Raw genomic sequence first — 14,051 nt, 5'->3', positions numbered from 1 at the left:
TCAGGCGGGAACGGCGATCAGGCTGATCTGGCGGCCGTAGGTCGGTTCGCTCCGGTGCGTCGAGCGCCGGTAGCTGTAGAAGCGGTCGGGCTGCGAATAAGTGTCCTCGCCGAGCGCCTCGACGCGACCGATGCCGGCGGCGGCGAGGCGGGCGACTACGAAACCCTCCAGGTCGAACTGGTGATGACCGTCCCGGCCGAGGCCGAAGAACCGCTCGTTCTCGGGCTCCGCCTCGACGAAACGGCGCAGGAAATCGTCGTCGACCTCGTAGGAGCGGCGGGCGATGCACGGCCCGACCGCGGCGGCGATGCGGCTGCGCTTGGCGCCGTGCCGCTCCATCTCGGCGACGGTAGCTTCGACCACGCCGCCGAACGCCCCCTTCCAGCCGGCATGGGCAGCGCCGACCACGCCGGCCTCCGCGTCGGCGAACAGAACCGGTGCGCAATCCGCGGTCAGGATTCCGAGCACCAGTCCCGGACGATCGGTGACGATCCCGTCGGCCTGCGGGCGTGCGTGGTCCGGCCAGGCTTCAGTGGCGAACCTGACTTCGGGCGAGTGGATCTGGTGAACGGTAACCAGCGCGGCGCCCGGCGAGATCGCGTCGGCCGCAAGGCGGCGATTGGCGCGCACCGCCTCCGGATCGTCGGCCGAGCCGAGGCCGACGTTGAGGCCGGCGGTAATCCCTTGCGAGACCCCGCCCCGGCGACCGAGGAAGCCATGGGGCACGCGCTCCAGCGCCTCGGCGCCAAGCCTCTCGATCGTCATCGTCCGTCCCTCAGCGTCAATCGCATGATCAGATCCTCATCGGCCTGCTCGCCGACCATGAAGGCGTAAGGCGCGACGAACTCGAAGCCGTAGCGGTCATAGAAGCGCCGCGCGCGGAGATTGTCGACATAGACCGAGAGATAGAGCTCCTGGGCGCCGCGGCGGCGGGATTCGTCCATCACCCAGTTCATCAGCATCGGCGCGATGCCGCTCCCGTGCCAGGGCCTGAGGATGTAGAATTGCCTGAGCTCCGCGGCAGGCGCGTCCGGCTCCACCGGCAGGCTGACCGGCCCGACCTTGGCATAAGCGGCGGGCACGCCCTTGTCCTCGACGAGCCGGACCGACACCGCCGGATCGGCAAGCTCGGCGGCCCATCTGGCCTCTTCATGAGTCTCGAGGAAGGCGGCGAGATCCTCGGGCCGATAGAGGTGGCCGAAGGTCTCGACGAACGTGTTCCGGCCGAGCTGGGAGAGCAGCGGCGCGTCCGTGGGTGCGGCGGTACGGAAGGTCAGATCGGTCACGGTGCGAATCCGGAGGGTTCGGGCCAGCCCTCTGCCACGAGGGCCATCACCTTGAACAGGGTGCCCATCTGGCGTGGCGAGACCAGGCGATCGCGCGCCCCGCCGATCTCCGGTGCCCGCTCGGGCGCCGCTGTCGAAAGCGCCTCGGTACGCAGGTCGATTCCCATCGCCGTCAGCCAGTCGCCCTGACCGGCGGGGCCGAAGACGTTGACGCCCTCGGCACGCGCGGCGGCGCCCAGCGCTTCGAAGTCGACATGGGCGGTAAGGTCGTGCTCCCCCGGGTCGGTCCAGGGATCGGCATAGCTATGGGCGGCAACGGCCTGCAGCGTGTCGCCGGCGCTGGTTCGTGCGTGGCCATAGTCGACGATCAGCGCCGCTCCGCCCTGGCGTCCAAGGGCCCGCGCGATGTCGCGCACGATCGCGGCGGACGCCGGCGAGGTCTCGACGATCGTTCCCTCCGGTCCGGCGCGCAGGTGCGCGGGAATGGCGTTCTCCGGAACCGCAGGCCCGGCGGCAGGGACGAAGCGGCCGCCTTCGATGCTGACGTACAGCTCGTGCCATCCCGATCGGCCGCGGACGAACTGACGGATCGGCAGCGCGTCGAAAAACTCATTGGCGACGATCAGCAGAGGGGCCTCGAGCGGGAGAGAGGCGACGCTGTCGTGCCAGACGGCCGCGGGCACTCTTTTGGCCTGCTCGCCCCTGAGGCTCGGGCTGGTCTCGACGAAATGCACCGGCGGCGCGAGCGCGGCGGCGCGCATCGCCCGCAGCGCGTCCGCGGCCAGCGTGCCGCGGCCGGGGCCGAGCTCGGCATAAGCGGCCTCCGGTCCGCCGGCGCGAGACCAGAGGTCAGCGAGCCACAGGCCGACCAGCTCGCCGAACATCTGGCTGATTTCCGGCGCGGTGACGAAGTCGCGGCCGAGTGGATCGCGGGTGGCGTAATAATGCGCGTTCGCCTCGGCCATATAATGCGAGACGGGGATAGGACCGGCGCTCGCGATCAGGCCGCGGAGCCGATCGGCAAGGGGCGTTCGAGACATGGCGCGCTCCGGCGGTGGCCGGGTGGGAACGTCAGGCGATGCTTTCGGTGCCCGCGACCGGCTCGACCCGCTCCCGGCGTCCCTTGGCGGTGACGACGAGATAGAGGCCGGCGACGATCATCGGCACGGTCAGCGTCTGGCCCATCGTCAGCCCCCAGGAAAGATGCTCCAGGCCCTGATCGGGCTGGCGGAAGAACTCGACGAAGAAGCGGCAGAGGCCGTAGCCGAGCACGAACGTACCGACGAGCTTGCCCGGCTGGTAGCGCGCGTCCGTCTTCCAGAACATGACGCTGAGGATCGCGAACAGGAGCAGGCCCTCGAGACCGGCCTCGTAAAGCTGGCTCGGGTGGCGCGGGATCGGGCCGCCGTGCGGGAAGACGATGGCCCAGGGAACGTCGGTCGGGCGCCCCCAGAGCTCGCCGTTGACGAAATTGGCCAGCCTTCCAAAGAACAGGCCGATCGGCGCCACGCACGCGATATAATCGTGCACCCTGAGGGCGCTCAGCTTGTTGCGCCAGGCGAGGTAGAACATCGCAAGGCTGGTCCCGGCGGCGCCGCCGTGAAACGACATGCCGCCGTCCCAGATCTGCACGATCTCGCCGGGATTCGCGAGATAGAATTCGGGCCGGTAGAAGAGCACGTAGCCGATCCGCCCGCCCAGGATCACGCCCAGCGTGCCGTAGAAGACCATGTCGTCGGCATGGCGACGCGCCATCGGCGCGCCCGGCCGCGCGAGCATCTTCAGCAGGTACCACCAGCCGATGAGGATGCCGGCGAGATAGGCGAGCGAATACCAGCGCAGCTGGAAGAAGCCGAGGTCCAGCGCGATCGGCGACGTCTCCGGATCGAGCCCAAGGCTGTTCCAGGTGATCGGGTCCGACGACGCTGTTGCCAAAGATGTCAGTAACGTTTCTATCAAGGCTTCCCCCTCGTCCGTCGTCCCTATTAGGGTGGGCGAGAGGAAACGAAAAGAGCAAGGAGAGTCCGGATGCCGAGTGAGCTCGATCGCAAGTTCGACGCGGTCCTTGCGGCGGTCACCGGTCCCGGGGGCCGGGTCACGCTCGGCAAGGACGCGGAAGGACGGACGATCGTCACCAATCTTCCGCCGACCCTCCCCGGTCTCTTCGACATCTTCTGCATGCTCCACGGCGCGACCACGGCCGTGATCGCGGACGGCGAGCGGCTGACCTTCGCCGAGGTGAATGCCGAGGCCACTCGCCTCGCGAAGGCGCTGGTCGGCGGCTGGGGCATCGCCAAGGGCGACCGGGTGGCAATCGCGATGCGCAACTGCCCGGCCTGGATCGTCAGCTATATCGCCGTGGTGAAGGCGGGCGGTATCGCGACCCTCGTCAACGGCTGGTGGCAGCCGGACGAGCTGCGCCACGGAATCGCGCTCGCCGAGCCGCGGCTGGTGCTCGCCGACGCGCCGCGCGCGCAGCGGCTGCAGGCGACCGGCCTCTCGGTCGAGACGGTGACCCTGCCGATCGAGCGGCCGGTGGGGGAGGCGATCGCCCCTCTTCTCGCCCGCGGCGGCGACGAGGCGGAGCTGCCAGTGGTCAGCGAGGAGGACGACGCGACGATCCTCTTCACCTCCGGTTCCACCGGGCTCGCCAAGGGCGCCCTCTCGACCCACCGGGCGGTCACCACCGGCGTCTACACCTACGGCATGAGCCTGATGACGCTGCTCGGGATTATGGAGAGCGAGGGACGTCCTCCTGCCAACCCGCCGCGGACGCTGGTCAACGTGCCGCTGTTCCACGTCACCGGCGAAGTCCCGGTGCTGCTCAACAGCTTCGTGATCGGGCGGGGCATGGTGCTGATGTCGAAATGGGATCCGGGCGAGGCGCTGCGCCTGATCCAGGACGAGAAGGTGACCTATTTCGTCGGAGTTCCGACGATGAGCCTGGAGCTGATGCAGCATCCGGACCGCGACAAATACGATCTCTCGACCCTCACCGACATCGCCGCCGGCGGCGCGGCCAGGCCGGTCGCCCACGTCAAGCGGCTGCAGGAGGCATTCCGCACCGCCCAGCCCGCGCTCGGCTACGGGCTCACCGAGACCAATGCGGTGGGCTGCGGGAACTTCTGGCAGAATTATGCGGACAAGCCGGCATCGACCGGTCGCCCGCACCGCCCGATGGTGGAGATGGCGATCCTCGGTGAGGGCAATCGCCACTTGCCGCGCGGCGAGACCGGCGAGATCGCGATTCGCTCCGCGGCGAACATCCGCGGCTATTGGCGTGATCCGGAATCGACCGCCGCCGCCTTCACCGCGGACGGCTATCTGAAGACGGGCGACGTCGGTTATCTCGACGAAGACGATTATCTGTTCATCGTCGATCGCAAGAAGGACATCATCATCCGCGGCGGCGAGAACATCAGCTGCCAGGAAGTGGAGGCGGCGATCTACAGCCACCCGTCGATCTCGGAAGCCTCGGTGTTCGGAATGCCGGACGAGCGCCTCGGCGAGGTGCCCGCCGCGGTCATCTATTGCGAGGACGATCGCTGCCTCGATCAGGAGGGCGTCACCGAGTTCCTGAAGGACCGCTTGTCGGCGTTCAAGCTGCCGGCGCGGGTCTGGGTCCATCACGAGCCGCTTCCCAAGCTGGGCACCGGCAAGATCGACAAGAAGGTTCTGCGCGAGCGCTATCAGGCGCAAGCCGGCTAGCACGCGCCGGTCGCGCCTGCCATTGTTCCGTCTAGCGAGACGCGCACACGGCCTCTATCAGGCGGGCGATGGCTGAATATGCTCCACGGATATCGCGCCGGACGCTGCTGATCGGCGGCGGCGCGGGAGCGGGGCTGCTTCTGGCCTGGTCGCTCTGGCCGCGCCGCTATGCGCCGAACCTGCGCACCGGACCCGGCGAGCATCTGTTCAACGCCTTCCTGAAGATCGCCAGCGACGGCCGCGTGATCGTCGCCGTGCCGCAGGTCGAGCTCGGCCAGGGGGTGTGGACGACGCTGCCGCAGATCCTGGCCGACGAGTTGGGAGCGGCGTGGGAGACGATCGCCGTCGAGCCGGCGCCGCCCGGCCCCTTCTGCGCGAACCAGCTGATCGCGGAGGAGCGGGCAGTGGGACCGGAGTCCGGCTTCCTCGATGGCGTACGGCGTTGGCGCGCGCGGGAGGTCGCGGCGCGCGATGCCGCGATGGTCACCGGCGGCTCGACCTCGGTGCGGGCGTTCGAGCAAGTGATGCGCGAAGCAGGCGCAGGCGCGCGCGCGCTGCTGATGAAGGCTGCGGCGGCGCGATGGAATGTCCCTTGGGAGAGCCTCGACACGGCAGGCGGCTTCGTCGTCGGAGACGCCGGCAAGCTGCGCTTCGGCGAGCTCGCCGAAGCCGCGGCCGCGGAGGAGCTTCCCGACGTCTTGCTGATGCGCGGCGGCGTCGACAATCGGCTAGCCGGCCAGGCGCTGACGCGCCTCGATCTGCCGTCCAAGGTGGATGGATCGGCGCGCTTCGCCGGCGACGTCCGTCTGGCGGACATGCTCTTCGCTTCGGTCCGTTCGGCGCCGCCTGGGGGCAGTCTGCTGCGTGTCGATCGCGACGCCGCGAAGCGCGTTCCCGGCGTTGCCCGGCTGTTCGACAGCCCGCAATGGGTGGCCGCGCTGGCGACGGACTGGTGGGCGGCCGATCGGGCTTTGCGGGCGATGAACCCGGCGTGGCGCGTCGCCGCCGAGCCGAGTGTCGCCGGGATCGAGGCGGCCTTCTCCCAGGCCCTGGAAGAAGATGACGGCGAGCGCCTGTTCGAACGCGGCGACCTCGCTGCCGCCTTCGCCGGCGGCGACGTGGTTCGCGGCCATTATTTCGTGGGTCCCGCGGCCAATGCACCGCTCGAGACGCTGACGGCGACCGTACGTCTCAGCGGAGATCTGCTGGAGATCTGGGCGCCGGTCCAGGCGCCGGGCATCGCCCGCGATGCCGCGGCGCGCGTTGCGGGGCTGCCGGAGGCGAACGTCACCGTCTATCCGATGCTGGTCGGCGGCGGCTACGGCCGGAAGTTCGAGGTCCGCGCCATCGAACAGGCCGTGGTGCTGGCGATGAAGGCGAGGCGCCCGGTCCAGGTCGTCTGGTCGCGCGCGGAGGAGACTGCGGCCGACACGCTTCGTCCGCCGGCGCGGGGAATGCTGACCGCGCGGCTGGGGAGCGGCGGTCTGGTCGCGGGCTGGCGGACTCGGATTGCGGCCCCGGACGTGCGCCCGCAGCTGGAGCGTCGGCTCGGTAGCGATATCCTCGACGGGCTTGCGGATCCGGTCGCCGGCGCCGCGCCGCCTTACGGGATTCCCGCGGTCGCGGTAGATTATTCGGCTGCAGAGGTCCCGATCGAGCGCGGCTTGTGGCGCTCCGGCGCCCACGCTTACACCACCTTCTTCAGCGAGAGCTTCGTCGACGAGCTGTCACGGCTTGCCGGTCTCGATCCGCTCTCCTTCCGGATGCAGATGCTCGGCGACAATCCGCGGCTGGCGCGGTGCCTCCAGACCGCCGCAACGATGGGGCAATGGGACGGCGGACAGCCGGGAAGCGCAATGGGCCTCGCCCTGCTCGCCGCCTTCGGCTCCTATATCGCCACGGTGATGGAGGTGGAGATCGGCAGCGATCAGCGCGTGCGGGTGCGCCGGGCGGTGAGTGCGGTCGATTGCGGCCGCGTCGTCAATCCCAATGTCGTCCGGCAGCAGATCGAGGGCGGGCTGATCTTCGGGATTGCCGCGGCGAGCGCCAATCCGATCGATTTCGCGCATGGACGGCCGACACCGCGCGGCTTCGGCGATCTCGCCTTTCCGGGGCTGGCCCGTTCCCCTGAGGTGACGGTGGAGCTGATCGACAGCGACGAGGCGCCAGGCGGCGTCACCGAGCTCGCGGTTCCCACGGCCGCACCTGCCATGGCCAATGCCTTGTTCGCGCTGACCGGTCGCAGGCTGCGCAAGCTCCCGCTGGTGATCGGAGGATGATCCCGCCGCAGGACCATCCGCCCGTCCCCACCCCTCGGATCGGCGTGCTGCTGATCAACCTCGGCACGCCCAATGCGCCGGAGCCCGGATCGGTGAAGCTCTACCTGAAGGAGTTCCTCTCCGATCCGCGGGTAGTGGAGATACCCCAGCTGGTCTGGCAGCCGATCCTGCGCGGGGTCATTCTCACCACCCGGCCACGCAAGTCGGCCCATGCCTATCAGCAGGTCTGGACGGAGGAGGGGTCCCCGCTCGCCGCCATCACCGCGCGCCAGGCCCGGGCGCTTGCCGGCGTCTTCGGCCCCGACGTGATCGTCGATCATGCGATGCGCTACGGCCGCCCCGCGATACGGGAGCGGATCGATGCGCTGAAGGCGCAAGGATGCGAGCGCATCCTCATCGCGCCGCTCTATCCGCAATATTGCGCCGCCACGACCGCCACCGCCAACGACGAGGCCTTTGCGCATCTGCGTCGGTTGCGATGGCAGCCGGCAGTGCGGACGCTGCCGCCATATCACGACGACCCGCTCTACATCGATGCGCTCAAGCAGAATGTGGAAGCGGCGCTTGCGGGGCTCGATTTCGAACCTCAGGCCGTGCTGGCGAGCTTTCACGGCATGCCGGAGCGGACCCTCGAGCTCGGCGATCCCTATCATTGCCACTGCCAAAAGACCGCCCGCCTGCTTTCGGACCGCCTTGGCCGGGACCTCACCGTCACCTTCCAGTCGCGTTTCGGTCGCGCCAAATGGCTGGAGCCCGCCACCGATGTCGTGCTCGCCGGGCTGCCGGAGCGCGGCGTCACGCGGGTCGCCCTCGTCGCGCCAGGCTTCTCCGCGGATTGCCTTGAGACGCTCGAGGAGCTGGCAATCCGGGGACGTGAAACCTTCCTCGGCGCCGGAGGTAGTCATTTCGCCTATCTTCCATGCCTCAACGACAGCAATGTCGGCGTGGAAATGCTCCGGCGAATCATTGGCCGTGAACTTGAAGGCTGGGTGCGTACACCGTAGAAAAAAAGAAAAAGGAGAGGGTCATGGCACGTGTTGCAGTCGTCACCGGTGGAACGCGCGGAATCGGCGAGGCAATCAGCGTCGCGCTGCGCGATCAGGGGGTTACCGTCGCCGCCAATTACGCGGGCAATGACGAGAAGGCCCGGGAGTTCTCCGACCGCACCGGGATTCGGGCCTTCAAGTGGGACGTCTCGGATTTCGATGCCTGTGTCGGCGGGATCCAGCAGATCGAGAGCGAGCTCGGCCCGGTGGACGTGCTGGTCAACAATGCCGGCATCACCCGCGACGGCACGATGAAGCGGATGACGCGTCAGGCGTGGGACGAGGTCATCGACGTCAATCTCGGCGGCTGCTTCAACATGGCCAAGGCCGTGTTCGAAGGCATGCAGGCGCGCAAGTTCGGGCGTATCGTCAACATCGGCTCGATCAACGGGCAGGCCGGTCAATACGGCCAGGTCAATTACGCCGCCGCCAAATCCGGCATCCACGGCTTCACCAAGGCGCTGGCGCAGGAGGGCGCACGGTCCGGCGTCACCGTGAACGCGATCGCGCCGGGATATATCGATACGGAGATGGTGGCGGCCGTGCCGGAAGACGTTCTGGCGAAGATCGTCGCCCGCATTCCCGTCGGTCGGCTCGGCAAGGCGGAGGAGATCGCCCGCGGCGTCGTCTTCCTGTGCGGCGAGGAAGCGGGCTTCATCACCGGATCGACCCTTTCGATCAACGGCGGCCAGCACATGTATTGAGCCGCGGCGCGGCCGCCGGTGCCAGTGCCTTCGATGGCGCGCAGAAGAGCGGGGTCGACGTGGCGGGCCCGGTGAAGCGCTCGATGATGATCGCCGGGCACGCCACCTCGATCAGCCTCGAGCCGGTGTTCTGGGACGCGCTGCGCGACGCCGCCGAGATGGAGCGTGTGCCGCTCAACGCCCTCGTGGCGCGGATCGACGCGGCGCGGGTCGAAGCCTCGGATCCGGCGAATCTCGCGAGCGCCATTCGCGTCTGGCTGTTCGAAAGGGCGCGAAGCCAGGACTGACAGTCCTGCGGCGCCCCGCCACGGAACGGGGCGCCGCTAGTTCTACCGTGCGAGCAGCACCCGTGCCTGGGTTGCGATCTGCGCCAGCATCGGCGAGGTCGTCGCTGGCGCATGGCGCGCCCGATCGATCAGCCGCCGGAACTGATCGATGCGCGGGCCCTGCGCCTCCACCCACATCTCCACGGCCTGGCTCGGGTCGTCGCCGCGCTTGCGCTTCAGGAAATCGAGCCGGAGCTGCTCGAAGTCACGCGCGAGGCCGGAGGTCAGCAGTCGCTCCCACTGATCCTTGGCCTGGAAACGGTTGGCGACGCCCTGTGCCCAATCGAGGCCGAGCGCCTCACCGAGCCGCGTGTAGGCGTTCGTCAGGCCGATCTCGTCGACCCCAAGGCGCCGACCGAGCGCCGCGATTCCGACAGCGCCGTTGAGCTCGAACAACCGGACCAGTCGATCTGCGATTTCCGGCGGGGCGCCGAGCTCCGCCAAACGCTGGCGCCGGAACGCCGCCTCGCCGGCGACCTCCTGCCGGAGCAGATCGCCGACCGCTGCGCTGAGCTTGTCGAGGCCGGGCTTCAGCGTTTCGACGATCTCCTCGAGCTTGGCCGTCGCCGGCGTGTTGCGGAGGATGTCGGCGATATGGAGCTGGAGCGCTCGCGACGCTTGGTCGAACAGCTCGAGCCGGAGCTGCTCGGGCAGGGGCAGCGTGTCCAGGTCGTGCCAGAGCGAATGCATATCGAACAGCCGCTCGGCCGCCACGAAGGCTGCCGCCACCTGGCCGAAGCTCGCGCCTTCCTCTTCGCTGAGCGTGAACGCCGCAGTGATGCCGAGGCGATTGACCAGGCGGTTGGCGATCTTGGTAGCGATGATCTCGCGTCGCAGGCGGTGCGAGAGGATTGCATCGCGATGCCGCTCCTGCATCGTCGCCGGGAAGGCCGCGAGCAGCTCCGGGGTCAGCGTCGGATCCTCGGTGATCTTGCCTGCTTCGAGCGCGGCCTGCAGGGCCATCTTCGAGCTCGACAGCAGAACGGCGAGCTCGGGACGGGTGAGGCCCCGATCTTCCTGAGCCCGGCGCATCAACTCCTCGTTCGACTGCAGGCCCTCCACGGCGCGATTGAGCCGGCCGCTCTCCTCGAGGATCTCGATCGCTCGGATCAGCGGCGGCAGATCGGTCGCGCCGCCGCGCTCCGCGATCGAAAGCGCGAGCGTCTGCAGCCGATTGTCTTCGAGAACGATAGCGCCGACCTCGTCGGTCATCTCGGCAAGCAGGGCGTTGCGATCCTCGAAGCCGAGCCGGCCCTCGATCATCTCGCGATTGAGCGGGATCTTGATGTTGACCTCGTTGTCCGAGCAGTCGACGCCCGCCGAATTGTCGATGAAGTCGGTGTTGATTCGCCCGCCGGCCTGAGAAAACTCGATCCGGCCCGCTTGGGTGACGCCCAGATTGGCGCCCTCGCCGATCGCCTTGGCGCGGATCTCGGCACCGGTGACCCGGATCGGGTCGTTGGCGGGATCGCCGACCTCGGCGTTGCTCTCCGAGCGGGCCCGAATGTAGGTGCCGATGCCGCCGAACCACAGGAGATCGACCGGCGCACGCAGGATGGCCGTGATCAGGGCGGTCGGCGCGATCTCCTCCTCTTCCAGGCCCAGCAGCTCGCGAACCTCGGCCGAGAGCGGGATCGTCTTCTGGCTGCGCGGGAAGACCCCGCCGCCCGACGAGATCAGGCTCTTGTCATAATCCTCCCACGAGGAACGCGGCAGCGCGAACAGCCGCGCCCGCTCGTCCCAGCTGCGCGCCGGGTCGGGATTGGGGTCGAGGAAGATGTGGCGGTGATCGAAGGCGGCGACGAGCTTGATCGCCTTCGAAAGCAGCATGCCGTTGCCGAACACGTCGCCGGACATGTCGCCGACGCCGGCGACCCGGATCGGCTGGCTTTGAACGTCGATGCCGATCTCGGCGAAATGACGCTGGACCGACACCCAGGCGCCCCGCGCCGTGATCCCCATCGCCTTGTGATCGTAGCCCTGGCTGCCGCCGGAGGCGAAGGCGTCGCCCAGCCAGAAGCCGCGCGACAAGGCGATCTCGTTGGCGACGTCGGAGAAGGTGGCGGTGCCCTTGTCGGCGGCGACCACGAAATAGGGATCGTCATTGTCGCGGACGGTCACGTCCTGCGGATGGACGATCTTGCCCTCGACGATGTTGTCGGTGACCGAAAGCAGGGCGCGGATGAAGATCCGGTAGCTCTCCGTGCCCTCGGCCAGCCAGGCATCCCGCGACGAGATCGGCGGAAGGTGCTTCGGGTAGAAGCCGCCCTTTGCGCCGGTCGGCACGATCACGGCATTCTTGACCAGCTGCGCCTTCATCAGGCCGAGGATTTCGGTCCGGAAGTCGTCGCGCCGGTCGGACCAGCGCAGACCGCCGCGCGCGATCGGGCCGCCGCGCAGATGGATGCCCTCGACGCGCGGCGAATAGACCCAGATCTCGCGCCACGGCACCGGTGCGGGAAGGCCCGGTACCTTGGCGCTCTCGAGCTTGAACGCGAGCGCTTCGTCGGCCGCGGCGGAGAAAGCGTTGGTGCGCAGCGTCGCGGAAACGACGCCGAGGACCAGACGCAGGATCCGGTCCTCGTCGATACCCGCAACTTCGGCGAGACCGGCACGGATCGCGGCCTCGGCCGCTTCCACCGCTGCGCCGCGGTCCCCCTGCTGGCGCGGATCATGGAGCGCGTCGAACAACGCGATCAGCGCCTGCGTGACCGCAGGCGCGCGCCGGAGCGCCTCCACCACGGTGATCATCGAATAGCTGAGCCCGACCTGGCGCAGGTAGCGGAACCAGGCGCGGAACAGCACGACGTCGCGCCGGTCGAGACCCGCCGCGACCAACAGCTGGTTGAACGGGTCGTTCTCGGCGCGGCCTTCGAGCACGTCGGCGATGGCGCGCTCGGTGAGCGCCGCCCGGTCGAGCACCGCCGCAGCCTCGCTGCTGTCGCGCAGTTCCAGCACGAACTCGTGGATGTAGCCGAGCCGGCCCGCGTCGAGCGGCCACGGAAACTCCTCCAGGACGCGGAAGCCGAAGTTCTCGAACACCGGCACCGCTTCCGAAAGCGCGATGAGACCCGCCAGCCGATAGGTCTTGAGGCGGAGGCGCGTGGGGCCGTCTGCATCGGCGCGATAAAGTCGGGCATCGCGATCGGCGGCGCGTTCGAGCTCGCTGATCCGCAGGATGTCGCGGCTCGCTTCTTCCGGGCTCGTCTGGGCACGGTAGAGCTCGGGCAGATCGTTGGTATAGCCCAGGGACAGCCGGGTGGCGCGGGAAGGCCCGACGATCGCGCCGAGCGCTTCCTCCACCGCCGGCTCCCAGCCGCGAACCATCTCGTCGAGCTGGCGGTCGAGCGCGGCGACGTCGGGCGTCGGTCGGTCCGCGCCGACGTACAGCGTGTATCGAATGAGGGCGAGATCGCCATCGCCGAGCTCGACCGACCAATTGGAGATCCGCCCGTCCGATGCGTTTTCGATCATCTCGCCGATGGCGAGACGGCGACGGGTGGTGAGCTCGTCCCTCGGCAGCCAGACGAAGGCGAACATGTTGCCTTTCAGGATCGAGCGAACGAGGACGAGAGTCGGGCGCGGACGATCGGCGAGCGACATCGCCGTCGTGACCAGCTCGCGCACCGAATCGAGGCCGAGGCTGATCAGCAGGTCGTGCGGGAGGGCGGTGACGGCGTGGCGCAGCGCCTTGCCGCTATGGCCGGAGGGATCGAAGCCGAACTGCTCCTCGAGCTGCTTGAGCCGCTCGCGCAGGACGGGCACCTCCTCGACGGGGGCGCTCAGCGCCTGGCTGGTCCAAAGCCCGGCATGAACGCCGATCGCCACGACCTTCCCGCCCTCGCGGATCGGAACCACGACGAGATCGAGCGGCACGCGGCGGTGCACCGAAGCACGCCGCTCGGCCTTGGCCAGGAGGGGCACCGATCCGCCCTCCTCGAAATAGCGGATGGCATCGCGCGATCCGCCGGGATCGGTCGGATCTCCGGGGATGCGGAACAGTCCGAGGCCCTGCGACGCGGGCCCCTCGGGGCGCTCCACCTCATAGCCGAGCAAGGTCATCGCACCGTCCGCGAACCAGCGGAGCAGGGCCGCGCCTTCGGTCTCCCCGGCGAGCGCTGCATCGTTGCGCATCTGCGCCTGCATGGTGGGCCAGTCGTTGACCGCGGCCCGCACGTCGGCAAGCACGCGGTGAAGGTCGGCCACCACCTCGCGGCGGATGCGCGCATCGGCGCGATCGACCTCGAGGTACATCATCGATTCGCGGCGCGACGGGTCGTCGCAGAGCGGCTCGACCGACAGCAGGCGACAGTCGGAGTCCCGCTCGACGCAGACTACGGGATGCAGGAGCCGGTGCACGATCAGCCCACGGGCGGCGATCGTGTTGGAGACCGAATCCACCAGGAACGGCATGTCGTCGTTGACGATGCCGATCCGCATCCGGCGCTGGCCGACGCCGCCGCCGAGCGTCTCGAGCCGGACGAGCGCGACCCCGGGGGGGCGCCGCTCCGCGCAGGAGGCGATGAAGCGCGTCGCCGCATCCTGATCGTCGGCGCTGAAATCGACGATCTCGCCCGGCAGGGCGTCTTTGACGAGGGCGCGGGAAAGGGCTTCGAGAATCCGCGCGTCGGCGGCTTCATCCGCGGCCCTGCTCTCCGAATTCATATTGTCGGCTCCCGGTACAAGCGGCGAGGAAATGCGC

The 14,051-nt window shown here is 68.7% G+C and carries 10 protein-coding genes; 5 read left to right on the top strand and 5 right to left on the bottom strand.

What is annotated here, in order from left to right; genetic code table 11:
* Genes pgeF through lgt form a run of 4 tightly spaced genes read right to left on the bottom strand, consistent with a single transcriptional unit; the run spans position 1 to position 3,221 of the window.
* Positions 1–765, bottom strand: coding sequence for a peptidoglycan editing factor PgeF (pgeF, locus tag E2493_RS03150; RefSeq protein WP_135083609.1), 765 nt, complete (start codon positions 763–765; stop codon positions 1–3).
* Positions 762–1,286 (bottom strand): GNAT family N-acetyltransferase, encoded by a 525-nt coding sequence (locus E2493_RS03145; RefSeq protein ID WP_225421114.1) that lies wholly within the window; start codon positions 1,284–1,286, stop codon positions 762–764. The genes pgeF and E2493_RS03145 overlap by 4 nt, the downstream gene beginning before the upstream one ends.
* Positions 1,283–2,326, bottom strand: coding sequence for a class I SAM-dependent methyltransferase (locus E2493_RS03140; protein WP_225421113.1), 1,044 nt, complete (start codon positions 2,324–2,326; stop codon positions 1,283–1,285). Before E2493_RS03140 ends, E2493_RS03145 begins: the two co-directional genes overlap by 4 nt.
* Positions 2,327–2,357: 31 nt before the next feature.
* A complete protein-coding gene (gene lgt, locus E2493_RS03135) occupies positions 2,358–3,221 on the bottom strand; it encodes a prolipoprotein diacylglyceryl transferase (protein ID WP_318531672.1) in 864 nt (287 codons plus the stop codon).
* 93 nt (positions 3,222–3,314) lie between these two features.
* Between lgt and E2493_RS03130 the strand changes: the two genes are divergently transcribed.
* The 5 genes from E2493_RS03130 to E2493_RS03110 all read left to right on the top strand — a co-directional run bounded on the left by E2493_RS03130 (position 3,315) and on the right by E2493_RS03110 (position 9,310).
* Entirely contained in the window at positions 3,315–4,994 is a 1,680-nt protein-coding gene (locus tag E2493_RS03130; protein WP_135083607.1) for a class I adenylate-forming enzyme family protein, read from the top strand.
* 68 nt (positions 4,995–5,062) lie between these two features.
* On the top strand, positions 5,063–7,273 hold the full coding sequence (locus tag E2493_RS03125; RefSeq protein WP_135083605.1) for a xanthine dehydrogenase family protein molybdopterin-binding subunit: 2,211 nt from the start codon (positions 5,063–5,065) through the stop codon (positions 7,271–7,273).
* Positions 7,270–8,277, top strand: coding sequence for a ferrochelatase (hemH, locus tag E2493_RS03120; RefSeq protein WP_135083603.1), 1,008 nt, complete (start codon positions 7,270–7,272; stop codon positions 8,275–8,277). Before E2493_RS03125 ends, hemH begins: the two co-directional genes overlap by 4 nt.
* Before the next feature lie 23 nt (positions 8,278–8,300).
* The gene (phbB, locus tag E2493_RS03115) at positions 8,301–9,023 is read left to right on the top strand and encodes an acetoacetyl-CoA reductase (RefSeq protein WP_135083601.1); all 723 of its coding nucleotides are present in this window, start codon (positions 8,301–8,303) and stop codon (positions 9,021–9,023) included.
* 59 nt (positions 9,024–9,082) lie between these two features.
* Entirely contained in the window at positions 9,083–9,310 is a 228-nt protein-coding gene (locus E2493_RS03110; protein ID WP_263854052.1) for a ribbon-helix-helix domain-containing protein, read from the top strand.
* A gap of 42 nt (positions 9,311–9,352) precedes the next feature.
* Here E2493_RS03110 and E2493_RS03105 read toward each other — a convergent pair whose 3' ends face one another.
* On the bottom strand, positions 9,353–14,014 hold the full coding sequence (locus tag E2493_RS03105) for an NAD-glutamate dehydrogenase (RefSeq protein ID WP_135083600.1): 4,662 nt from the start codon (positions 14,012–14,014) through the stop codon (positions 9,353–9,355).
* Positions 14,015–14,051 lie beyond the last annotated feature (37 nt).

This window comes from Sphingomonas parva (ex Maeng et al. 2020) (genome assembly GCF_004564275.1).
GTDB classification, from domain to species: Bacteria; Pseudomonadota; Alphaproteobacteria; order Sphingomonadales; family Sphingomonadaceae; genus Allosphingosinicella; species Allosphingosinicella parva.
The sequence above is the reverse complement of the archived record's forward strand: the minus strand, read 5'-3'. Positions and strand labels throughout refer to the sequence as shown.